The sequence below is a fragment of the Nocardiopsis sp. NPDC055551 genome, assembly GCF_053619415.1.
The window spans coordinates 301,936-324,174 of the sequence record NZ_JBSHJJ010000006.1 but is presented as its reverse complement, the minus strand read 5'-3'; the positions used below and the strand labels follow the sequence as shown (position 1 = coordinate 324,174).

The 22,239-nt window shown below is 70.6% G+C and carries 22 protein-coding genes and 1 riboswitch; of the genes, 9 read left to right on the top strand and 13 right to left on the bottom strand.

All coding sequences use genetic code 11. The features are described 5' to 3' along the window. Positions 1–268: 268 nt before the first annotated feature. Both ACWGSK_RS13580 and ACWGSK_RS13575 read right to left on the bottom strand, forming a co-directional pair. Entirely contained in the window at positions 269–1,069 is an 801-nt protein-coding gene (locus ACWGSK_RS13580; RefSeq protein WP_358507510.1) for an SAM-dependent methyltransferase, read from the bottom strand. 134 nt (positions 1,070–1,203) lie between these two features. Next, positions 1,204–2,595, bottom strand: a complete 1,392-nt coding sequence (locus ACWGSK_RS13575; RefSeq protein WP_358507508.1) for an aminotransferase class V-fold PLP-dependent enzyme — start codon at positions 2,593–2,595, stop codon at positions 1,204–1,206. Positions 2,596–2,659: 64 nt separating this feature from the next. Further along, a riboswitch (SAM riboswitch) is annotated at positions 2,660–2,774 on the bottom strand. Between the two features lie 215 nt (positions 2,775–2,989). Here ACWGSK_RS13575 and ACWGSK_RS13570 point away from each other — a divergent pair. The 4 genes from ACWGSK_RS13570 (at position 2,990) to ACWGSK_RS13555 (ending at position 6,502) form a co-directional block, all read left to right on the top strand. Further along, positions 2,990–3,373: a DUF3870 domain-containing protein gene (locus tag ACWGSK_RS13570; protein WP_358507506.1), complete on the top strand. Its 384-nt coding sequence runs from the start codon at positions 2,990–2,992 to the stop codon at positions 3,371–3,373. Between the two features lie 3 nt (positions 3,374–3,376). After that, entirely contained in the window at positions 3,377–4,660 is a 1,284-nt protein-coding gene (locus ACWGSK_RS13565) for a CaiB/BaiF CoA transferase family protein (protein WP_452455937.1), read from the top strand. Positions 4,661–4,703: 43 nt separating this feature from the next. Next, positions 4,704–5,894, top strand: coding sequence for an acyl-CoA dehydrogenase family protein (locus ACWGSK_RS13560; protein ID WP_358507502.1), 1,191 nt, complete (start codon positions 4,704–4,706; stop codon positions 5,892–5,894). 140 nt (positions 5,895–6,034) lie between these two features. Further along, positions 6,035–6,502: a nitroreductase/quinone reductase family protein gene (locus ACWGSK_RS13555; protein WP_358507500.1), complete on the top strand. Its 468-nt coding sequence runs from the start codon at positions 6,035–6,037 to the stop codon at positions 6,500–6,502. 84 nt (positions 6,503–6,586) lie between these two features. Here the strand turns inward: ACWGSK_RS13555 and ACWGSK_RS13550 are convergent, their stop codons facing one another. The 7 genes from ACWGSK_RS13550 to ruvC all read right to left on the bottom strand — a co-directional run bounded on the left by ACWGSK_RS13550 (position 6,587) and on the right by ruvC (position 14,118). After that, complete coding sequence (locus ACWGSK_RS13550; protein WP_358507498.1) at positions 6,587–7,498, bottom strand: GNAT family N-acetyltransferase; 912 nt, start codon at positions 7,496–7,498, stop codon at positions 6,587–6,589. Between the two features lie 98 nt (positions 7,499–7,596). Next, on the bottom strand, positions 7,597–9,777 hold the full coding sequence (locus tag ACWGSK_RS13545; protein ID WP_358507629.1) for a RelA/SpoT family protein: 2,181 nt from the start codon (positions 9,775–9,777) through the stop codon (positions 7,597–7,599). A 659-nt stretch (positions 9,778–10,436) separates the two neighbouring features. Then, positions 10,437–10,985 (bottom strand): adenine phosphoribosyltransferase, encoded by a 549-nt coding sequence (locus tag ACWGSK_RS13540; RefSeq protein ID WP_358507496.1) that lies wholly within the window; start codon positions 10,983–10,985, stop codon positions 10,437–10,439. 143 nt (positions 10,986–11,128) lie between these two features. After that, complete coding sequence (gene yajC, locus ACWGSK_RS13535) at positions 11,129–11,497, bottom strand: preprotein translocase subunit YajC (protein ID WP_067600762.1); 369 nt, start codon at positions 11,495–11,497, stop codon at positions 11,129–11,131. A 314-nt stretch (positions 11,498–11,811) separates the two neighbouring features. Then, the gene (gene ruvB / locus ACWGSK_RS13530) at positions 11,812–12,885 is read right to left on the bottom strand and encodes a Holliday junction branch migration DNA helicase RuvB (RefSeq protein ID WP_358507494.1); all 1,074 of its coding nucleotides are present in this window, start codon (positions 12,883–12,885) and stop codon (positions 11,812–11,814) included. Positions 12,886–12,903: 18 nt separating this feature from the next. Further along, positions 12,904–13,521: a Holliday junction branch migration protein RuvA gene (gene ruvA, locus ACWGSK_RS13525; protein ID WP_358507492.1), complete on the bottom strand. Its 618-nt coding sequence runs from the start codon at positions 13,519–13,521 to the stop codon at positions 12,904–12,906. A 48-nt stretch (positions 13,522–13,569) separates the two neighbouring features. After that, positions 13,570–14,118 carry a crossover junction endodeoxyribonuclease RuvC gene (ruvC, locus tag ACWGSK_RS13520; RefSeq protein ID WP_358507490.1) on the bottom strand — a complete coding sequence of 183 codons (549 nt, stop codon included), beginning with the start codon at positions 14,116–14,118 and terminating at the stop codon, positions 13,570–13,572. A gap of 191 nt (positions 14,119–14,309) precedes the next feature. On the opposite strand from ruvC, the gene ACWGSK_RS13515 reads away from it, so the two are divergent. The 5 genes from ACWGSK_RS13515 to ACWGSK_RS13495 are packed head-to-tail and all read left to right on the top strand — an operon-like array spanning position 14,310 to position 19,034. Next, positions 14,310–15,086, top strand: a complete 777-nt coding sequence (locus ACWGSK_RS13515) for an NUDIX hydrolase (protein WP_358507488.1) — start codon at positions 14,310–14,312, stop codon at positions 15,084–15,086. Between the two features lie 35 nt (positions 15,087–15,121). Further along, positions 15,122–16,219 (top strand): molecular chaperone DnaJ, encoded by a 1,098-nt coding sequence (locus tag ACWGSK_RS13510; protein WP_358507487.1) that lies wholly within the window; start codon positions 15,122–15,124, stop codon positions 16,217–16,219. 46 nt (positions 16,220–16,265) lie between these two features. Further along, positions 16,266–17,252: a hypothetical protein gene (locus ACWGSK_RS13505; RefSeq protein ID WP_358507486.1), complete on the top strand. Its 987-nt coding sequence runs from the start codon at positions 16,266–16,268 to the stop codon at positions 17,250–17,252. After that, positions 17,249–18,604 carry an adenylosuccinate synthetase gene (locus ACWGSK_RS13500; protein WP_358507484.1) on the top strand — a complete coding sequence of 452 codons (1,356 nt, stop codon included), beginning with the start codon at positions 17,249–17,251 and terminating at the stop codon, positions 18,602–18,604. The genes ACWGSK_RS13505 and ACWGSK_RS13500 overlap by 4 nt, the downstream gene beginning before the upstream one ends. Positions 18,605–18,608: 4 nt before the next feature. Next, positions 18,609–19,034: a PPOX class F420-dependent oxidoreductase gene (locus ACWGSK_RS13495; protein ID WP_358507483.1), complete on the top strand. Its 426-nt coding sequence runs from the start codon at positions 18,609–18,611 to the stop codon at positions 19,032–19,034. A 72-nt stretch (positions 19,035–19,106) separates the two neighbouring features. On the opposite strand, the gene ACWGSK_RS13490 is transcribed toward ACWGSK_RS13495, so the two are convergent. The 4 genes from ACWGSK_RS13490 to ACWGSK_RS13475 all read right to left on the bottom strand — a co-directional run bounded on the left by ACWGSK_RS13490 (position 19,107) and on the right by ACWGSK_RS13475 (position 22,227). Beyond that, entirely contained in the window at positions 19,107–19,853 is a 747-nt protein-coding gene (locus ACWGSK_RS13490) for a YebC/PmpR family DNA-binding transcriptional regulator (RefSeq protein ID WP_358507481.1), read from the bottom strand. Then, positions 19,850–20,458, bottom strand: a complete 609-nt coding sequence (gene pdxT, locus ACWGSK_RS13485; protein WP_452455936.1) for a pyridoxal 5'-phosphate synthase glutaminase subunit PdxT — start codon at positions 20,456–20,458, stop codon at positions 19,850–19,852. The genes ACWGSK_RS13490 and pdxT overlap by 4 nt, the downstream gene beginning before the upstream one ends. 109 nt (positions 20,459–20,567) lie before the next feature. Continuing rightward, on the bottom strand, positions 20,568–21,479 hold the full coding sequence (pdxS, locus tag ACWGSK_RS13480) for a pyridoxal 5'-phosphate synthase lyase subunit PdxS (protein ID WP_358507478.1): 912 nt from the start codon (positions 21,477–21,479) through the stop codon (positions 20,568–20,570). A gap of 232 nt (positions 21,480–21,711) precedes the next feature. Then, positions 21,712–22,227, bottom strand: a complete 516-nt coding sequence (locus ACWGSK_RS13475; RefSeq protein WP_358507476.1) for a hypothetical protein — start codon at positions 22,225–22,227, stop codon at positions 21,712–21,714. Positions 22,228–22,239 lie beyond the last annotated feature (12 nt).

Below are 22,239 nucleotides of genomic sequence, written 5' to 3'. Positions count from 1 at the left end.
TCGTGGGAGGCAGGACGTCCGTTGTCGGTGGACCGATCGGGTCCGCGACGGTGTGCCCTGCCGTCAGGGCCAGATAGTACCGCTTGTGAACGTGATACCCCGCACACACCCAAGTGAAATGGGCCCTATCGCGCCGTTTGTCACGACCTGCGTCGCAAGTTCTTGTGAGTCCAAGGTCCCGAACTCCCATCCACGAACACCGCGGGCCGACCCGGAGGTTCCGGGTCGGCCCGCGGTGGGACTTCGGGCACCGGCCGGAGACCGGCCGTCAGGGCTTGCGAGCCACCCCGCCGTACTGGTCCAGTCCGCGCCGGGCACCCGCGATCGGGGGCCGCCACAACGGGCAGGGAACCACACCGGGCTCCAGCAGCTCCAGGCCCTCGAAGCGCTCGGCGATGGCCTCGGGGCTGCGCAGCAGGTAAGGCACGTCCCCGTGCTTGTTGCCCTCCTCGATGGCCTGGTTGTAGTCCTCGCTCGTGTCGGCGCCGTCGTAACTGACCAGGTAGCTACCCGAGGGCAGGGCGTCCAACAGCCTGCGCACGATCGGCTGGACCTCCTCGTCGGGGACGTGGCCCAGGATCCCCATCAGCATGAGCCCGACCGGCTCGTCGAAGTCCAACGTCTCGGCGGCCTTGGCCAGGATCGCGTCGGGGTCGCGCAGGTCGGCGTCGACGTAGTCGGTGGCCCCCTCGGGGGTGCCGACCAGCAGGGCGCGGGCGTGCGTCAGCACGAGGGGGTCGTTGTCGACGTAGACCACCCGGGTCTCCGGCGCGATCGACTGGGCGACCTCGTGCGTGTTGTTGGCGGTGGGCATCCCGGTACCGATGTCGAGGTACTGGCGGATGCCCTCGTCCCGGGTCAGGTGGGTCACCGCGCGGACGAGGAACTCCCGACTGGTGCGGGCCAGGTCCCGGATCTCCGGAAAGGACTCGGCCACCACGTCTCCCGCCAGACGGTCGACCGGATAATGGTCCTTTCCACCCATCCAGTAGTTCCAGATCCGGGCCGAGTGGGTCCGGGTGGTGTCGATCTTCGACCCCGGGGCCGGGGCGGTCGAATCGTCGGTCATGCGGTCATCCACCTCGATACGCAGGGGGTTCGCGGCAGGGAACGGGAATTCGACGACCGTGCGCAGAACATCCCGTTCCCACCGGTTTTTCCGCATTGATCATAGACGACGGGACCGCTCCGGGCGTGCTCCGTTCAGAGCGCGTCGCGCGGGTCGGAGGCGGGGACCAACCGGCCGTCGAGGTCGACGTACTCCCAACGCGGCCCATGGGCGACCAGATCCGCCACGGCGCCGACCAACCGGTCGACGTGTTCCTCGGTGGTGCCCACGCCCAGGCTGGCCCGAACCGCCTGAGTGTGCCCCTCGGGCAGCAGGTGGGCGGTGAGCGGGTGCGCGCAGAACAGGCCGTCGCGCACCCCGATGCCGTGCTCCGCGGACAGGGCGGCGGCCAGCAGATCGGCGGGCAGCCCGTCCACCACGAACGAAACGATGCCCACCCGCGCCTGTTCGGGCCCCCACAGGGTCAGCTCGTGCACGCCGTCGATCTGGCAGAACCCGGCGCGCAGGCGCTCCAGGAGGGCGGACTCGCGGATGTGCTGCAGGTACAGGGTGTCCTCGGTGAAGGTGGCGCAGGCCGCGGCCAACGCCACGGCGCCCAAGACGTTGGGGCTGCCCGCCTCGTGCCGGGCCGGAAGGTCGTTCCAGAACACGTCGTGGTCGGTGACCTTCCGCGTCGCGCCACCACCGGACAGGTAGGGCGCGGCCTCTGCCAGCCAATCGGCGCGGCCCGCCAGCACACCCGAACCGAAGGGCGCGTACAGCTTGTGTCCGGAAAGCGCCACGTAGTCGGCGCCGGTCTCGGTGAGGCTGAACGGCAGGTGCGGCACGTACTGGGCGGCGTCGACCACCACGCGGGCGTCCTCGGCGTGGGCGGCCTCGACCAACTCCTCGACCGGCCAGATCTCACCGGTGACGTTGGAGGCCGCGGTCACGCACAGCAGCTTCGGACCCTCGGGGGCCTCGCGCAGGGCGGCGCGGGCGGCCTCGACGGCGGTGTCGGGGGTGGCGGGCAGCGGCAGGCGCACCACCTTCGCGGCGCGGGCGGCCGGGTGTTCCCACGGCAACAGGCTCGCGTGGTGCTCGGACTCGAACACCACCACGGTGCAACCGTCGGGTACGCAACGGGCCAGCAGGTTGAGCGCGTCGGTGGTGCCGCGCACGAACACCACGGCGTCGGTGTCGGGGCGGGCGTCCAGGAAACCGGCGACGCCGCGACGGGCTTCCTCGTAGGCCTCGGTACTGATCCGGGAGTGGTGGCCCGCGCCCCGATGCACGCTGGCGTAGTAGGGCAGGGCGGCGGAGAGGGCGTCGGCGACCGCGGTCAGGCAGGGCGCGCTGGCCGCGTAGTCGAAGTTGGCGTAGTCGACGTACTCGCCGGTGACCAGCTGGACCCCGCGGTCCGGGGTGACGATCGAGCAGTCCGGGGCGGCGCCGACGGGGTACGACGCCCGGCGCGCACGCGCGTCCCGAACGGCCTGGCGGGTGCGGGGGCGACGGGTGGAGTCGAACGGGATGACGGTGGTCATGGGGCACCTCTTCGGTGGGTCGTGGGACCCACGGGGTGCGCCGCTCGACGGCCGCGTCTTCCTGGGTCCGCGCTTGTCCGACACGGTCGTGTCGGGACCTGGTCCTCACCCGGGGCACCCCACCGCGGAAGGAGGGTTGCCGACCAGCTAGCCGGGGCTTGACGCTGGTACTCGTGACCTGTGCCGAAATGTAACACATGGCTCGTGCGCGACGCACCCACGGGATTCGTGTGCTCTGGGACACGCCCCCGCTTGACAGCCGGCGCGACGGTGACGACATACTGGTCTCGAACTGCCCTCACGTCGCGGGTGTCCGGTTCCCCCGGTAACCCTTCAGACGCGAGACTCCAGTCGGTAGGAGTTTTCGCGTGCCCGCAGACGAGAGGTGTGTCCGTTGCCCGGCGACGACCGCGTTCAGCAGCTCTTCCGCAACCCCCGGGTTGTCCTCATATCCGGCTACGCCCGTCTCCCCGATTCGGTGGCGAGCCATTCCCAGTACCAGCGGCTCGGTGTCGTGCTCGCCGTGGACACCGCCGACGACCGGATCGTCGCCGCGGACACCACCCTGCTCACCGACCTGGCCAAGGACTTCTTCCGTGCCCTGGTGGAGGGCGCCTCGGTGACCGAGGACATCGCGGAGATCGTCCAGCGGGTGCAGACGCGGTACGCGGGCCAATCGGGCGCCGCGCTCACCACCGCGCTGCGCCGCTGCCTGGAGACCTACTACCAACTGCGTGACGGCGACCAACTGCCCGGTTCCCCCCACGGCGAGGAGTGACCCTTGAACCCTTCCAGTCACGAATCCACAGAGGAACCCGGGACGGGGGGTGCCCCACTCCCCCTGGCCGGTGTGCGGATCACCGACCTGTCCCGGGTCCTGGCCGGCCCCTACGCCACCATGTTGTTGGCGGACATGGGCGCCGAGGTCATCAAGGTCGAACAACCCGGGCGAGGCGACGACACTCGTTCCTGGGGACCTCCCTACGCCGAGCCCACCGAAGAGCACCGCGCGGCGCACGCCCCCGGCGAGGCCGCCTACTTCCTGTCGGTGAACCGGAACAAGCGCAGCCTCGCCGTGGACCTGAAGGACCCCGACGGGCTCGCCGCGGTCCGGGAACTGTGCGCCGGCTCCGATGTCGTGATCCAGAACTTCCGACCCGGGGTGATCGACCGGCTGGGGCTGGGCTACGAGGAGATCGGCAAGCGCAACCCGGCGGTCGTCTACTGCTCGGTGAGCGGCTTCGGGCCCGAACACCGACCGGAGGGCCGCCCCGGCTTCGACATCGTCGTGCAGGCCGAGAGCGGGCTGATGGCGACCACCGGCCCGGCCGACGGACCGGCCAGCAAGGTCGGTGTGGCGCTGACCGACGTGCTCACCGGCCTCAACGCCGCCGTGGGCATCCTCGGCGCGCTCATACGGGCCAAGGCCACCGGCCGCGGTGAGGACGTCAGCGTCTCGCTGGTCAACTCCACGCTGTCGAGCCTGGTCAACCTCACCCAGCAAGCCCTGATCACGGGGACGGAACCAGCCCGGGTGGGCAACGCGCACACCACCATCGTCCCCTACCAGGTCTTCCCCACCGCCGACGCGGAGATCGTCGTGGCCGCGGGCAACGACGCCCTGTACCGACGGTTGTGCGCGGCCATCGACCGCCCCGACCTGGCCGAGGACACCCGCTACGCCACCAACCCCGAACGGGTGGCGCACCGCGAGGAGTTGGTCGGCGAACTCACCGAGACGCTGACCTCCCGCCCCGCCGACCACTGGATGGACGTCCTGGTCACCGCCGGGGTCCCGGTGGGTCGGGTGCGCGGTGTCCTGGACGCGCTGCGTACCGCCGACGCCTCGGGGGACGACGTCCTGCGCACCGTCGAACACCCCACCGCCGGGCCCCTCGAACAGGTCCGGGCGGGCTTCCGGATGGCGGACACCCCCGTCCCCATGTCCGCTCCCCCACTGCTCGGCCAGCACTCGCGAGAGATCCTCACCGAGTTGGGGTTGACCCCCGACCGGATCGAGGAACTGTTCGAGCGCGGCGCCGCCCAACAGACCGACGTCGACTGACCAACGGACTTCGTACACCACGCACCCCGAAGGGACACCCACCATGAGCGACTCTCGCAAGGCCGCCGCCCCCGACCCGCTCGACTTCCTGGCGGTGGACGCCGAACTGTCCGACACCGAACGCGACATCCGCGACGCCGTGCGGGAGTTCTCCGCCGCGGAACTACTGCCCGAGGTCGCCGACTGGTTCGAGGCCGGCACCCTGCCCGACCCGCGCGGCCTGGCCAAGGCCTTCGGCGACCTCGGGGTGCTCGGCATGCACCTGGAGGGCTACGGCTGCGGCGGTTCCAGCGCCGTAGCCTACGGCCTGGCCTGCCGCGAGTTGGAGGCCGTGGACTCCGGGCTGCGCAGCTTCGTGTCCGTGCAGGGCTCCCTCGCCATGACGGCGATCCACAAGTTCGGGTCCGAGGATCAGAAGAACGAGTGGCTGCCGCGCATGGCCGCGGGCGAGGCCATCGGTTGCTTCGGGCTGACCGAACCCGACTCCGGTTCCGACCCGGGTTCGATGCGCACCCGCGCCCGCCGGGACGGCTCCGACTGGGTGCTCGACGGCACCAAGATGTGGATCACCAACGGTTCGGTGGCCGACGTCGCCGTGGTGTGGGCCGCCACCGACGAGGGCGTCCGCGGGTTCGTCGTGCCCACCGACGCCCCCGGGTTCAGCGCCAACGTCATCCACAAGAAGCTGTCGCTGCGCGCCTCCATCACCGCGGAGTTGGTCTTGGAGGGCGTGCGTCTGCCCGCCGACGCGATCCTGCCCGAGTCCAAGGGGCTCGGCTCTCCCCTCTCCTGCCTCAACGAGGCCCGCTACGGCATCGTGTGGGGCGCGGCCGGTGCCGCCCGCGCCTGCTACGCGGCCGCCCGCGACTACTCGCTCACCCGCGAGCAGTTCGGCGGACCCATCGCCGGTTTCCAGCTCACCCAGCGCAAGCTCGCCGACATGGTCGTGGACGTCAACCACGCCGGCATGACCGCCCTGCGCATCGGTCGTCTCAAGGACCGGGGCGAATGCCACCACAACCACGTCAGCTTCGGCAAGTTCGCGAACGTGGCCGCGGCCCAGCGGGTGGCGGCGACCGCGCGCGGCCTGCACGGCGCCAACGGCATCACGTTGGAGTACCCGGTGATGCGGCACATGGTGAACCTGGAGACGGTGGCCACCTATGAGGGCACCGAGGACATCCACGCGCTGAGCATCGGCCAGTCCGTCACGGGGATCTCCGCGTTCCGCTAACGACCGAGACGGCCCGGGAGGCCCGTGTGGTGACGGGTCGCAGGTGAGCGACGTGTGCCGGATCTCGCCGGTATCCCGGGTGCCAACGGGTGCTCCCAGCCACCACAATGGAGAGCAGCCGAGTGAGGGAGTTGCCCAAGATGGTGAACGAACCGACGAAGCGGTTCGAGGCGACCAAGCTGCGCCGCGTCTCGGACGCGGTCGTCAGCAACTTCGTCAAGTACGGGGTCTGCCCGCAGGAGATGCACCTGCTGACCACCCGGGGCCGCAAGTCCGGATTCTTGCGCACCACCCCGGTGAGTGTGCTGGACAGCGAGCGCGGCCGGTATCTGGTCTCCCCGTACGGCGAGGTGAACTGGGTGCACAACATCCGCAAGGACGGGTTCGCGACCCTGCGCCAGGGCGGCTGGATCGAACTGGTGAGCGTGCTGGAGGTGGACCCCGAGGAGGCCGGAACGGCGCTCAAGGAGTACCTGGAGCACCCGCGTTCGGCGATCGTCGGCCCGTACTTCGAGGCGCCGCCGGAAGCCCCGGTGGAGGCCTTCGTGGCCGAGGCGGATCGTCACCCGGTCTTCCGCGTCGTGCGGTCCACGACCATCCGGATCTGACCCGAGCGCGGACGGCCCGAGCAGGAAGGGCCTGAGCAGAAACGGCCCCGGTCACCCCGTCGAGGGGGTCCGGGGCCGTGGTGTTCACGGGGCGCGACGCACGTACACGCGGCCGCGGTCGACCTCCTCGAAGCCGACCTTCGCGTAGGTCCTCGCCGGGGCCGGATACAGCGGGTTGGGTGCGGTGTTGATGAACACGCGGTCGCCGCCTCGGTGGGCGGTCAGGGAACACGCCTCCAGCACCAGGGCGGCCGCCAGGCCTCGATGGCGGTGGACGGGGACCACTCCCAGGGGTTCGACCTCCGAGGTGCCGCTCTCTGCGTCGAACCACACCACGCAGCAGGCGGCCAGGGAGCCGTCCGGGGCCTGGACGACGAGGTCCAGTTCGGGGTCGTACAGCAGGGACGCACGGGTGGCGTCGTAGTAGGTCCGGGAGAAACGGCTGTTCAGCGATGGGTCCACCGGACCCACGCTCTCCGGCCAGGGCAGGTCGGCGGGCTTCCAGGCGAGGCGGTGGCACTCCACCCGGGCTTCCTCCTCGCCCTCGCGGACGGGCCGGATCACGTACCCCTCGGGCAGGGCCGGGGACTCCTCCGTGGCGGCACGACGCATCCAGGTGTCCAGGGTCCCTTCGTGTGCGAAGCCCGCCTTCTCGGCCAGGAACCGGAGCTCCTCGTCACCGTGGAAGACCGGCAGGTGTGTCCCACCCTCGGTACGCGCCAGGGCCCAATCCAGGAGGGCGGCCCCGGCCTCGGGGTCGGTCCGGGCCCCTTCGAGGGTGACCCTGGTGTGCTCGGAGATGGCGTTGGCGCCGGTGACCCCGGCCCAGGCGACGATCTCACCGTCTCGTTCGGCCACCGCCATCGGCCGGGGCATGTCCTCGGTGGCCGCTTGCCAACCCAGACCACCGGGGTGGGTCCCCACCGGCCACGAGCGCCGGGCGAGCAGTTCGAGCGCGCGAGTGTCCTCGGGGCGCGGGGGACGGAGTTCGAGCACGAGGGCCTGCCTTCACCGGTGGGGGGTCGTGTACGCGCACACGCTAACCACCGGTGTCCCGAGGGTGCCATCGGTTTTCCAACGAACCGGGTGGCGGGTCAGTTGCGCACCCGGAAGACGTCGTAGACCCCGTCCACGCCGCGCACGGCGCGCAGCACGCTGCCCAGGTGGGTGGGGTCGGCCATCTCGAAGGTGAAGCGGCTCTGCGCCACCCGGTCGCGGCTGGTCTGCACCGTGGCGGAAAGGATGTTGACGTGCTGGTCGGACAACACGCGTGTTATGTCGGACAGCAACCGGGAGCGGTCCAGGGCCTCCACGTGCAGGGCCACCAGGAACATGGAGTCCTCGGTGGGCCGCCACTCGACGTCGACCATGCGCTCCTGGTCCAGGCTGGCGGCGTTGGCGCAGTCGGCGCGGTGCACCGAAACCCCATGCCCCTGGGTCACGAAACCGACGATGTCGTCACCGGGCACCGGCGTACAACACTTGGCCAGGCGCGCCCACACGTCACCGTCGCCCGCCACGACCACGCCCGGGTTGCCCGAGCGCTGGCGCGTGGTGGCGGCCTTGGTGGGCAGCGAGGACTCGGCGATGTCCTCGGTGTGGCTGTCCAGCCCACCCATGGAGTCCACGAGCTTGCTCACGATGCTCTGTGCGCTCACCTGGTGCTCGCCCACGGCGGCGTACAGGGCGTCCACGTCCGTGTAGCGCAGATCGCCTGCCAGGGCGATGATCGCCTCTCCGCTGAACAGGCGCTTGACCGGAAGCTCCTGCTTGCGCATGATCTTGGCGATCTCCTCCTTGCCCTGTTCGATCGCGGCCTCGCGGCGCTCCTTGGTGAACCAGTGCCGGATCTTGTTGCGGGCACGAGCGCTCTTGACGAAGTTGAGCCAGTCGCGGCTGGGCCCGGCGTCGGGGTCCTTGGAGGTGAGGATCTCCACGGCCTCGCCGTTGTGCAGCTCGTTCTCCAGCGGCACCAGACGGCCGTTGATACGAGCGCCGACGGTGCGGTGGCCGACCTCGGTGTGCACGGCGTAGGCGAAGTCCACGGCGGTGGCGCCCTCCGGCAGGGAGATGACGTCACCCTGCGGGGTGAAGACGAACACCTCCTGCACCGACAGGTCGAAGCGCAGCGACTCCAGGAACTCGCCCGGGTCCTTGGTCTCCTGCTGCCAGTCGATGAGCTGACGCAGCCACTGCATGTCGGTGGTGCCCTTGGGCTTGGTCTCGGTCCCGGTGGAGTTGCGGTCCTCCTTGTACTTCCAGTGCGCGGCGATGCCGTACTCGGCGCGCCGGTGCATGGCGCGGGTGCGGATCTGGAGTTCGACCGGGTTGCCGGAGGGACCGATGACCGTCGTGTGCAACGACTGGTACATGTTGAACTTCGGCATCGCGATGTAGTCCTTGAACCGGCCCGGCACCGGGTTCCACCGCGCGTGGATGGTCCCCAGCGCCGCGTAGCAGTCCCGAACACTGTCCACCAGGACCCGCACCGCGATGAGGTCGTAGATCTCGTCGAAGCCGCAGTTGCGGGCGATCATCTTCTGGTAGATCGAGTAGTAGTGCTTGGGCCGCCCGCGCACGGTCGCCTTGAGCTTGGACTCGCGCAGGTCGCCCGAGACCGCCTCGATGACCTCCTGCAGGTACACGTCGCGCCGGGGGGCGCGTTCGGAGACCAGTCGGGCTATCTCGTCGAAGCGCTTGGGATAGAGGGTGGCGAAAGCCAGGTCCTCCAACTCCCACTTGATGGTGTTCATGCCCAGGCGGTGGGCGAGCGGCGCGAAGATCTCCAGGGTCTCGCGGGCCTTCTTCTCGCGCTTGGCCTTCTTGGGCAGGTAGCGCAGGGTGCGCATGTTGTGCAGGCGGTCGCAGAGCTTGATGACCAGCACGCGGATGTCGCGGGCCATGGCCACGACCATCTTGCGGACCGTCTCGGCCTGGGTGGCCTCGCCGTACTTGACCTTGTCCAGCTTGGTGACGCCGTCGACCAGGAGGGCGATCTCGTCGCCGAAGTCGGCTCGGAGCTCGTCGAGGGAGTAGTCGGTGTCCTCGACGGTGTCGTGCAGCAGGGCGCCGGCGAGGGTGGCCTCCTGCATGCCGAGTTCGGCGAGGATGGTGGCCACCGCGAGCGGGTGGGTGATGTAGGGGTCGCCGCTCTTGCGTTTTTGGTGGCGATGGTGGTGTGCGGCGACCTCGTAGGCGCGCTCGATCAGACGGACGTCCACCTTGGGGTGGGTGGCGCGCACCGTCTTGATCAGTGGTTCGAGCACCGGGTTCATCGTCACTCCCCGCTGGGCGCCGAGTCGGGCGAGCCTTCTGCGTACTCGCACGGTGGAGGGCGTGGTGGTCGCCGGCTGCCGCCCCTGGGCCCCCTGCCCGGAGACGTCCTGCTCGGATACGTCGGAGGGCGCCGCTTGTTCCGCAGCGCCCTCCGGCCGTTCGTCACGTGGTCTGTCATTGGGACCGGTGTGGTCCCCGTCGTTACGCCCCTGCGGCATACCGGCGTCGGCGTCCCCCCGCGAGGCACGTCCCTCGTCGGCGGTCGTCTCCCGTTCGGTGGCCGAACCCCGCGGGGCCTTCGACCCCTGCTCCCGTGCGGACACCGCTCCGGTCGAGACCACTTCGTTTGGCATGCCTACCTCCCGCGGATCCGCCCGGTGGAGCCGACAGTCCAAGGATCGGCTGCCTCCGGAACGCGTGCGTGTCATCAGGGCCGGTCACCGACGTGGCCGCCGCGGTCACCTCTCCCACCAGTCTAGTGGCGCCCGCCCAGGTGGGGCGGGGTGGCGGAACCTGACCCCTCGTGCGTCGCCGTACTCCGGCGGCCCGATGGTACGCGTAGTGACCCTGGTCACCGATTGCGTCACACCGAGTGCTGGTGTAGGTCAACGAGGAGGAACCTTCGCGCTATTCCCACCGTGCGCGCGAGGTCGTCCGGTCAGACCGAGAGGAGGGTGTGCAGCTCCACGTCGGGCAGCTTCTCGCGTCCTCGGAGCGCGGAGAGCTCCATCAGAACGGAGAATCCCACGACCGTACCACCAGCCTTGTGGACCAACTCCACCGCGGCCCTGCCCGTGCCACCCGTCGCGAGTACGTCGTCGACGATGAGGACACGGCTGCCCGGAGTGATCGCGTCGGCGTGGATCTCGACGGTCGCGGTGCCGTATTCGAGATCATAGGCCTGATCGATGGTGTCCGCGGGCAGTTTCCCGGCTTTGCGCGCCGGAACGAAGCCCGCGCCCAGCGCCATGGCCACGGGGGCGCCGAAGATGAAGCCGCGCGCCTCCAGTCCGACGACGTGGTCGACGCCGGCCCCGCGGTAGGGGGCGCTGAGCCCGTCGACCGTGGCGGCGAAGGCCTCCCGGTGGTTCAGCAGCGGGGTGATGTCCTTGAACAGGATGCCCTCGTGCGGGAAGTCCGGGACGTCGCGGATGTTGGCCTCGATCAAGGCGAGGTCCGCGTCGGGCGTCACAGTGTCGTTGGTCATGGCGGCTCAGGCCTTCGTTTCAGATGGGAAGCGGGTTCGGCTGAAGTCACCGAAAAGCAGCGGTACCGGCCCCGGTGTTCGGGGGCCGGTACCGAAGTCTGTGGTGCGCCACGGGCGCGGGAGGGAACGGGCCCTCCGGGATCCTAGCCCTTGGGCTTGTCGTCGTCCCCGAAGTCCGGACGGTCCTCGACCGGGGTGTCGTCGGCCGCGGGGGTGATGACCTCCCCGACACCGGCCTTGAGCATACGGATACGGGTGCCCGGAGCGATCTCCAGCAGCACGTCCTGGTCGTGGATCTCGACGATGGTGGCGAAGATACCCGCCTTGGTCATGACCTCGACGCCGGGAACCAGGGAGGTCTGCATCTGCATCTCCTGCTGGCGGCGCTTCTGGTTCGGGCGCCAGAACAGCAGCCAGAAGACCAGGAGGATCAGTACGAAGGGAAGCAACATGCCGATGATGCTGCCCTCACCCTGGGGGGCGTCCGCTGCGAGATTGATAAGGCCCTGCACGGGGCGTCCTTCCTGACGGTTCTCGTGGACGACGGCTGTCGGCTCGTGACACCCGTGACGACCACCTTGCGGGTCGCCCGACCACGGCGGCCGGATTCGCACCCGGCGTATACAACGCACCAGAGTGCCAACTCGTTCCGCCGATGTCGAAACGACACCTCACGGGGTGGTGCCCCGCTCTTGGCCGGTACGTCCCAGTTTACGTGGCATGAGTCACCGGTCACCAGCCCCCCGGGTTCGGAGGGCTAACGGTTCGGCCCCGTTTTCGTTCGTGGGCTCCATCGTGACAGGTGGAAGCGGTCGACGCCCGGGCTTCAGGGCGTGGCGCCGTTGGTGCCCGTGGTGCCGCCGGTGTTCGCGGCCGCCTGGGCGGCGCCGAACGCGGCGTCGGGTGGCGGGGTGAGTCCCATGTGCGCCCAGGCCTGCGGAGTGGCGACCCTCCCCCGTGGGGTGCGGGCCAGGAAACCGGAGCGGACGAGGAAGGGTTCGGCGACCACCTCCACGGTCTCGGCCTCCTCCCCCACCGATACCGCCAGGGTGGACAGTCCCACCGGTCCGCCACGGAAGCGGTTCATGAGCACGTCGAGGATGGCCCGGTCCAACCGGTCCAGGCCCAGCTCGTCCACTTCGTACAGTTCCAGGGCGGCGTGCGCGTTGGCCAGGGTGAGCTGTCCGTCGCCGCGCACCTCCGCGTAGTCGCGGACCCGACGCAGCAGCCGGTTGGCGATACGAGGCGTACCGCGCGAACGCCCGGCGACCTCGCGGGCGGCGTCCTCGTCCAGGGGCGCGCCGAGCAGCCCCGCCGACCGGTGCAGGATGCGCTCCAGTTCGGCGGGTTCGTAGAAGTCCATGTGCGCGGTGAACCCGAACCGGTCACGCAGCGGGGCGGGCAGCATCCCGGCCCGCGTGGTGGCCCCGACCAGGGTGAACGGGGCGATGTCCAGGGGGATCGCGGTGGCTCCGGGGCCCTTGCCGACCATGACGTCGACCCGGAAGTCCTCCATGGCGACGTAGAGCATCTCCTCGGCGGGCCGGGCCATGCGGTGGATCTCGTCGAGGAAGAGGACCTCGCCCTCCTGGAGGGTGGAGAGCACCGCGGCCAGGTCACCGGAGCGTTCGATGGCGGGGCCGGAGGTGATGCGCAACGGCGCACCGAGTTCGGCGGCGATGATCATGGCCAGGGTGGTCTTGCCCAGACCTGGACCGCCGGACATGAGGATGTGGTCGGGAGCGCGGTTGCGACGCTGTGCGCTGTGCAGGACCAGGGACAACTGTTCGCGGACCCGTTCCTGGCCGACGAACTCGTCCAGTATTCGAGGGCGCAGTGCCCCCTCGATCCGGAGTTCGTCGACGTCGGCCTCGGGCGAGACCGCATCACGTTCGTGCACGGGGTTCTCCTTCGGGCCTTAGGCGCGGCTGAGTTTACGCAGGGCGCTGCGCAACAGGACGGTGACGTCGCTGGTGGTCTCGGCCTCGGCGGCGACGGCGGAGGCGGCGGCCTCGGCGTCCTTGCCGGACCAGCCGAGGTTGACCAGTCCGGAGACCACCTGTCCCCGCCATGCGCCGTTGGGTCGGGCGGTGGCGGTGGGGTCCGCGCCGGGCAGGGTGCCGTCGGTACTGATCGGCGCCTCCAGCTTGCCCTTCAGCTCCAGCACGATGCGTTGGGCCCCCTTCTTGCCGATGCCGGGGACCCTGGTCAGGGCGGCGGTGTCCTCGGTGTGGACGGCCTGGCGGAGGCTGTCGGGGCTGTGCACGGCGAGCATGGCCAGGGCCAGACGGGGGCCCACCCCCGAGGCGGTCTGCAACTGCTCGAACAGGTGCTTCTCGTCGTCGTCGACGAACCCGAACAGGGTGAGGGAGTCCTCGCGCACGACCATGCTCGTGGCCACGGTGCCCTCCTCCCCCACGTGCAGTCGGGACAGGGCGGAAGGGGTGCACTGGACGGACATGCCGACCCCGCCCACGTCGATGACGGCGCTGCCCGCGCCGCGTGCGGCCACCCGGCCGGTGAGGAACGCGATCATCTGTCATGGACACCCGGAGGGGTGTCCGTCTCCTTCCTGGGGGCGGTGTCAGCGGCCGCGCGCTCGGCGGGCCAGTTCCACCTTGCGGGCGAAGTCCTGTTGGGCCTGGGCCGCCCGGGACTGGGCACCGCCGCGCCAGATGTTGCAGATGGCCAGGGCCACGGCGTCGGCGGCGTCGGCGGGTTTGGGCGGGCCATCGAGACCGAGGATACGCGCCACCATCGTGCCGACCTGCGCCTTGTCGGCACGCCCGTTGCCGGTGATGGCGGCCTTGGCCTCGCTGGGCGTGTGGGTGACGACGGGCAGGCCGCGGCGGGCGGCGCAGACCAGGGCGAGGCCGCTGACCTGGGCGGTGCCCATGACGGTGCTCAGGTTGTGCTGGGCGAAGACGCGTTCGACGGCCGCGGCTTCGGGTTCGTACTTGTCGAGCCACTCCTCGATGCCGCGTTCGATGCCCAGGAGGCGTTGGGGCAGGTCGGTGTCGGGGCTGGTGCGGATCGCGTCGGCGGCGATCAGGCGCAGTGGGCGACCGATGGATCCCTCGACCACGGCGATGCCGCAGCGGGTCAGTCCCGGGTCGATCCCCAGCACGCGCACGTGGTCACCCTGCTTTCCATCGATTCATCGAACGTTCGTTCGCACCATGCTAGCGGCGCGGAGTGACAGCGCCCGCCGCCCTTCGGGCGTGTCGACGCCACCGTCCCGGGACTGGACAGCGGACGAAGCTCGGGTTATGTTGTTCTCGAATCGAGAATTACTCAGATTGAGAACAACCAGAGGGGTCAACGGTGTCCGAGGGGATCGATGGGCGATACGACGACGGGGACGAGCGCGGTTTCCTCTCCTCCTACGACCCGCACGCCTTCGCACCCGCCGCGGTGACCGTCGACGTGGTCGCCCTGACCATCCGCGAGGGCCTCCCCCACGTCCTGTTGGCCCGCCGCGCCGCGCACCCCCAACGCGGACTGTGGGCACTGCCCGGCGGATTCGTCCGTGCCCAGGACTCCGAAGCCGGACCGGCCGACCTCGACCTTCCCGACGCCGCGCTGCGGGTCCTCGCCGAGAAGACCCCGATGCCCACCGAGATCCACCTGGAACAGCTGGGGACCTACGGCGCCTTCGACCGCGACCCGCGCATGCGGGTGATCTCGGTGGCGTACATGGTGTTCGCCCCCGACCTGCCCGATCCCGGGACCGGACGCGACATCTCCGAAGCCGCGTGGGTGCCCTGGACGACGAAGGAGGAGACGGCCTTCGACCACGCCCGCATCCTCGACGACGCCGTCGAACGGGCCCGCTCCAAGCTGGAGTACACGTCGCTGGCCACCGCGTTCCTCCCTTCGACCTTCACCATCACCGCCCTGCGCGGGGTGTACGAGGCGATCTGGGGGCGCACCCTGCACGCCGCCAACTTCCACCGCAAGATCCTCGCCACACCCGGCTTCGTCGAGGACACCGGCGAACTGGCCGACCGCGGCGGCTCGGGCGGCGGACGACGCGCCCGCCTGTACCGGGCGGGCGAGGCCGCCCTGCTGCACCCACCGCTGCTCCGCGGCGCCCAATGACCGGCCCCGACCCACACCCCCGAAGGGAGGACGACATGGACGGCGAATCGCGCACGCACGACGACTTCGACTCGGCCCTGCGCGGGGTCGACATGGCCACCGGGCCCACCGACCTGTTCGGAGCACCGCCCCGGGACGGCCGGATCCCGCCGGACGCCACCGCCGTCTACCGCCGGCTCGCCAGGCTCCTGCACCCCGACACCGCGCCCACGCGGCGACGGGACGACGCGGCCGACGGGTTCGCCCGTCTCACCGACGCCTGGCGCCGCTACCGGAACGCGGTCCAGGGCGGTCCGGGCCTGGACGACCTGGTGCTGACCACCGAGGAGCGCACCTACCACGTCGACCGCGGCCGCCCCGTGGCCGAGGGCGACATCGCCGACCTGCGCGCGGTGCGCTACCGGGACGGGGACCGGTGGCGGGACGCGGTGCTCAAACTTCCCCGCGCGCCCCGCGACAACGACCTGGTGCGGGCCGAGGCCGGCGCGCTGCGGCGTATCCACGAACGCGGCGCGCCCCGCTACCGCGCTTTCAGGCCCGAACTGGTCGGAACGCTCCGACACCGGGACCCGGCCACGCGGGTGGAGCGGCACGGCAACGTCCTGCGGCGGCTGTCGGGGTTCTACGACCTGACCGAGGTGCGGCGCGCCTACCCCGACGGGGTCGGCCCCCGCGACGCCGCCTGGATGTGGCGCCGACTGCTGGTGGCGATCGGCGACGCCCACCGGGCCGGCGTCGTGCACGGGGCCGTGGTGCCCGAACACGTGCTGATCCACCCGGACGAGCACGGTCTGGTGCTCGTGGACTGGTGCTACTCGGTGACCTTCGACGCGACCCGTACCGCCCCGCATGTCCCGGCGATGGTGCCGCACCGCAAGGACGTGTATCCACCCGAGGTCGCCGCCCGGCGCCCCGCGCGACCCGCCACCGACGTGTACATGGCGACCAGGTGCGTGGAGTTCGTGACCGCGGGCCGGTTACCGCGTCAGTTGGCGGCGTTCGCACGAGGCAGTTCGCTGCCGGCGCCCGAGCGGCGACCATCCGACGCGTTCGCCCTGCTGGACGAGCTGGACCAGGCCCTGGAGCGGACCTTCGGGCCACCCCGGTTCCACCCCTTCCACATGCCCGACTGAAATCTCGCCCCCGCACCCACCCTCATCACGATCCACGGAGACAGACATGGGAAGCAGCCACTGGTCCACCGACGCCTACCACGCCCGCCAGGCCTTCCGGGACTCGCGCGGCATCGGAGCGTTCGACTACCACGACAACGCGACCAAGAAGGCGCGCGCCGGCTGGAAGCCGCACCCGACCCTCGACCCGCACGGGGTCACCGTCCGCGAGAGCCGCGACTCCGACGCCCACCCGAACTCGCTGGCGGTGTCGGTGCTGTTCGACGTCACCGGCTCCATGGGAAGCGTTCCACGCGTGCTGCGCACCAAGCTGCCCGACCTGTTCGGTCTGCTGCTGCGCAAGGGGTACGTGGAGGACCCGCAGATCCTGTTCGGCGCCGTCGGTGACGCCACGTGCGACCGGGTTCCGCTGCAGGTCGGCCAGTTCGAGTCCGGCAACGAACTGGAGGACGACCTCGGCAACCTGCTCTTGGAGGGCGGGGGCGGAGGCCAGATGACCGAGTCCTACGAGCTCGCCATGTACTTCATGGCCCGGCACACCGCCATGGACTGCCTGGACGAGCGCGGCCGACGCGGCTACCTGTTCATCGTCGGCGACGAGATGGCCTACGGCGCGGTCAAGGCCCGCGAGGTGCGCGAGGTGATCGGCGACGACCTGGACGAGAACATCGCCTTCCCCGCCATCCTGGACGAGCTGCGACGCCGGTTCGAGGTCTTCTTCATCATGCCGACCGGCAGCGCCCACTTCCGTGACGACCGGGTCCGGACCTTCTGGGAGAAGCACCTGGGTCAGAACCTGATCCTGCTGGAGGACCTGGACGCGGTGTGCGAGACCATCGCCGTCACCGTCGGCCTGGGCGAGGAGGCCATCGACCTGGAGGAGGGGCTTCGGGACCTGGCCGAATCCGGGTCGAACGCCGGCGAGGCCGTCGGCAAGGCGCTGCAGCCACTGTCGCGGGGCCGTGGGTCGGTCGTCTCCGACTCGGACGTGAGCGGGCTCGCCGGTGACGGACCGGGGGTGGACCGGCTGTGACCTCGCACGCGATCGTCGTCGACCTGGGGTTCGGCGACGCCGGGAAGGGGGTGACCGTGGACCTGCTGTGCGCGACCGGTGACTACGGCGCGGTCGTGCGGGCCAACGGGGGCGCCCAGGCGGCGCACAACGTGGTCGCCCCCGATGGACGGCACCACACGTTCTCCCAGTTCGGGGCGGGCACACTCGCCCCGGGCGGTCCGGCCCCCACCCACCTGTCCCGGTTCATGGTGGTGGACCCGTTCGCGTTGGCGATGGAGGCCGCGCACCTGGCGTCGCTCGGGATCGCGGATCCGTTGTCCCTGATCACCGTGGACCGGCGGGCGTTGATCAGCACCCCGTGGCACCGGGCGGCCAACCGGGCGCGGGAGCGGGCCCGGGGCGCGGACCGGCACGGATCCTGCGGGATGGGTGTGGGCGAGACCATGGCCTACGCCCTCGATCACCCCGACCTGGCGCCCACCGTGGGCGACTGCGCCACACCCGCGCGGCTGCGCCGCAAGCTGGTCGCCCTGGCCGAGGCGCTCGGACCGTCCGACCCGGATGCGGAGGGGCTCGACCTGGAGGAGTGCCTGGAGGCCTACGCCGCGTTCGCCGAACGAGTGCGCCTGGTGGACGAGACGTACCTGCCCCGGCTGCTGGCTCGAACCCCGGTGGTGTTCGAGGGGGCCCAGGGCGTGCTGCTGGACGAGTGGCACGGCTTCCACCCGCACACCACCTGGTCCACGACCACGACCGCCAACCCGCTGACCCTGCTCGACGAGGCGGGCCGGTCGGGAGACGCCCGCCGGCTCGGGGTGCTGCGCACCTTCACCACCAGGCACGGCGCCGGTCCGCTGGTGACCGAGGACCCCGTGCTCACCGCCCGACTGCCCGATCGGCACAACCGCGACCACCCCTGGCAGGGGGCGTTCCGGGTGGGGCACCTGGACCTGGTGGCGGCCCGGTACGCGTTGGCCGCGACCGGCGGGGTGGACGCCCTGGTGGTGACGCACGCCGACGCCCCCGAGCGGCTCGGGCGGGACCTGCGCTGGTGCACGGACTACCGGGACGGCGCGGGCGCGCCACTGGACATCGCTCCGGGCCCGACCGGTGACCTGGACCGGCAGGCCTCGCTCACCCGGAGGCTGGCCGACGCCCGCCCGGTGCTCGCGCCGATCCCCGAGGAACCGGCCGAGGCGATCTCCCAGGCCCTCGGGGTGCCACTGGCCGCGGTGTTCTCCGGCCCGACCCGAGCCGACGCGCGCGTGGTCACCGAAAGGGGCCGCGCCGCCTCGGGCCCTTCGGCCCGGGGACGACCGGGACCCGGCGTGTCGAGCGCGCGGGCGCGGGCGCGTGTCGGTCTAGCGTGAGGGCATGGCTTCCATCACCGACCCCGAGGTCCGCGCGTTCCTCACCGAGGGGACCCGTACCGGCAAGATCGCCTACACCTCCGCCGACGGTCGCCCCCTGGTCGTACCGGTGTGGTTCGTTCTGGAGGGCGACACCCTGGTGTTCAACACCGGCCAAGGCACCGCCAAGGCACGTTCCATCGCCCGGGACCCGCGCGTCACCCTGGTGGTCGACCTGGAGGAGCCTCCGTTCGGGTTCGTCCAGGTGCAGGGTGAGGCCCTGGTGTCCGAGGACCCCGGCGACCTGCTCCGCACCGCCACGGAGATCGCCCGCCGCTACATGGGCGCGGAACTCGCCGAGGAGTTCGGCCGCCGCAACGGTGTGCCCGGCGAACTGGTGGTGCGGCTGCGGCCCACCAAGGTGGTCGCCGTGATGAACCTGACCGACTGACGAGACGACGCGGGAACACCTGTGGCCGCACCCCGGGGTGCGGCCACAGGTGCTGAGGAGGAAGGGCGAACCCTAGAGCTCGGCCAGGACCTCGTCGGGGATGTTCGCGTTGGTGAAGACGTTCTGCACGTCGTCGGAGTCCTCCAGGACGTCCACGACCCGCAGGACCTTCTTGGCGGTCTCGGCGTCGACCGGGACCTCCATGGTCGGCAGGAAGCTGGAGTCGGCCGAGTCGTAGTCGATGCCGGCCTCCTGCAGCGCCGTGCGGACCGGGACCAGGTCGGTGGCCTCGCAGATGATCTCGAAGGACTCACCGAGGTCCTCGACCTCTTCGGCGCCGGCCTCCAGGACCGCCAGGGTCACGTCGTCCTCGGTGGTGCCCTCCTTGGGCACGAGCACGACACCCTTACGGTTGAACAGGTACGACACCGAACCGGCATCGGCCATGTTGCCACCGTTGCGGGTGACCGCCACGCGCACCTCGGAGGCGGCGCGGTTGCGGTTGTCGGTCAGACACTCGACGAGCAGTGCGACACCACCGGGGGCGTAGCCCTCGTACATGATGGTCTGCCACTCGGCGCCACCGGCCTCCTCACCGGAGCCGCGCTTGCGGGCGCGCTCGATGTTGTCGGCGGGCACCGAGTTCTTCTTCGCCTTCTGGATGGCGTCGTAGAGCGTCGGGTTCCCTTCGGTGTCCCCACCACCGGTACGCGCGGCCACCTCGATGTTCTTGATCAGCTTCGCAAAGAGTTTGCTCCGCTTGGCATCGATGACGGCTTTCTTGTGTTTGGTGGTGGCCCACTTGGAGTGGCCGCTCATGCGTGTCCTTTCACGATGTCGACGAAGAGGCGGTGAATGCGCGCGTCGCCGGTGAGTTCGGGGTGGAAGGACGTCGCCATCAGGCCGCCCTTTTGTACGGCGACGATCCTACCGGCCTCGTCCGGGCCGGTTACTCTCCCGAGGATCGTGACCTCCGGCCCGACCCTCTCCACCCACGGGGCGCGGATGAAGATCGCGTCGAAGGGGTCCTCGCCGATCCCGTCCACGTGCACGCGAGCCTCGAACGATTCGGTCTGGCGGCCGAAGGCGTTGCGGCGCACGGTCATGTCGATCCCGCCGACCGTTCGCTGGTCGTGGGTACCACCGAGGATCTCGTCGGCGAGCATGATCATGCCGGCGCAGGTCCCGTAGGCGGGCATGCCCGCCTCGACGCGTTCGCGCAACGGCTCCATGAGCCCGTAGCGCAGTGCCAGTTTGGACATGGTCGTGGACTCGCCGCCGGGCAGGATCAGCCCGTCCACGGTGTCCAGCCGTTCGGGCGAGAGCACCTTCACCGCGTGCACGCCCAGGGAGCGCAGGACGGCGATGTGCTCGGCGACGTCACCCTGTAGGGCGAGGACTCCGATGGTGGGTGCGGCGCTCAAGTGCAGTTCCTTCTCGGCCGATGGAGAGGGGCGGTGGGAGCCGGAGTGGCGACGGGGGCGGCGGGGCCTCCGTGGGCCCCGCCGCCCCCGTTCGTTCTCGGGTGCGTCCCTACCAGCCTCGACCGGCGTAACGCTGTGAGTCGGGCTGCTCTTCCAGGTTGATGCCGACCATGGCCTCGCCCAGGCCTCGCGAGACACGAGCGATCACGGCGGGGTCCTCGTAGTGCAGGGTGGCCTGCACGATGGCGTCGGCCCGCTTGGCCGGGTCACCGGACTTGAAGATGCCCGAGCCCACGAAGACGCTCTCGGCGCCCAGCTGCCGCATGAGGGCGGCGTCGGCGGGGGTGGCCACACCACCGGCGGAGAACAGCGGCACCGGCAGCTTGCCGAGTCGCGCGACCTCCTTGACCACCTCGTAGGGGGCGCGCAGCTCCTTGGCGGCGCCGAACAGCTCGGCCTCGTCCAAGGTGCCCAGGCGCTTGATCTCGCCCCTGATGGAGCGCATGTGGCGGGTGGCCTCGACGACGTTGCCGGTACCGGCCTCGCCCTTGGAACGGATCATCGCGGCGCCCTCGGAGATGCGGCGCAGGGCCTCGCCGAGATTGGTCGCACCGCACACGAAGGGGACGGTGAACGCCCACTTGTCGATGTGGTGGGCCTCGTCGGCGGGGGTGAGGACCTCGGACTCGTCGACGAAGTCCACGCCGAGGGACTCCAGCACCTGGGCCTCGACGAAGTGGCCGATGCGGACCTTGGCCATCACGGGGATGGAGACCGCCTCGACGATGCCGTCGATCATGTCGGGGTCGGACATGCGGGCCACGCCGCCGTCCCTGCGGATGTCGGCGGGGACGCGTTCCAGGGCCATGACCGCCACGGCACCGGCGTCCTCCGCGATCCTCGCCTGCTCGGGGGTGACGACGTCCATGATGACGCCGTTCTTGAGCTGCTCGGCCATCCCGCGCTTGACGCGCTGGGTGCCGACGGCGTTCTCGGCGTTGTTCGTTGCGTTCTCGGCCACGGTGATGGGCTCCCGTTGTCGTTTTCCGGTTAGGGGCTCGGCCCCTACGTGCGGGCCTCGGTGCACCCTGGGCCCGCGGCTCACCGGCGCACGCGCGAAGGTCACGCGGACACCGTCGGCGCCGCGCACCCTGGGTCGACCAGGCCACCATCCTAGTCAGGCCCCTTTCGGGACTTTTGGCCAGATGGTCGATTGTCGCGAATCGTGCACTCCACGGTGGAACACGACGGGTTCAGCGGGGCCCCGGGGCGGCGGCTCCGGGCGTCTGGTCGTCCATCTCGAAGAACTCGGGCAGGGCGGCGGTGCCGGCCAGACGCAGGAGCCGGACCAGGCGGGAACGTCGTGCGCGACGGGTGTCGCCGACCGCGTCGTTGTGGAAGACGCGGGCGAGGTGGACCCCGCGCGCGGCGACCCGCACCTCCTGGAGCTCCGGGGCGGTGGTGATGTCGGTGCGTGTGTCCAGGGTTTCGCGCAGGGTCGCCGACAGCGCGCTCTCGGCCAGCTCACGGTGGTCGTCGGCGCGGCGTGCCCGGTTGGCGGCCTCGGCGAGCCCGATCGACGCCTCGGAGGTCAGGTGACCGGAGGCGGCGAGGTCGAGGACGGCCGCGGCCCGGCGCAGCAGGGCGGCGTCCAGCGCCGCTCGCGCGGTCTCCACGCGATGGTGGAGCCGGTCCAACCGGGTGGCCCGCCAGGACAGGTAGAAGCCGGCCAGTACCAGGACCAGCAGGACGGCGGCCACCGTGCCCACGAAGGAGGCGTC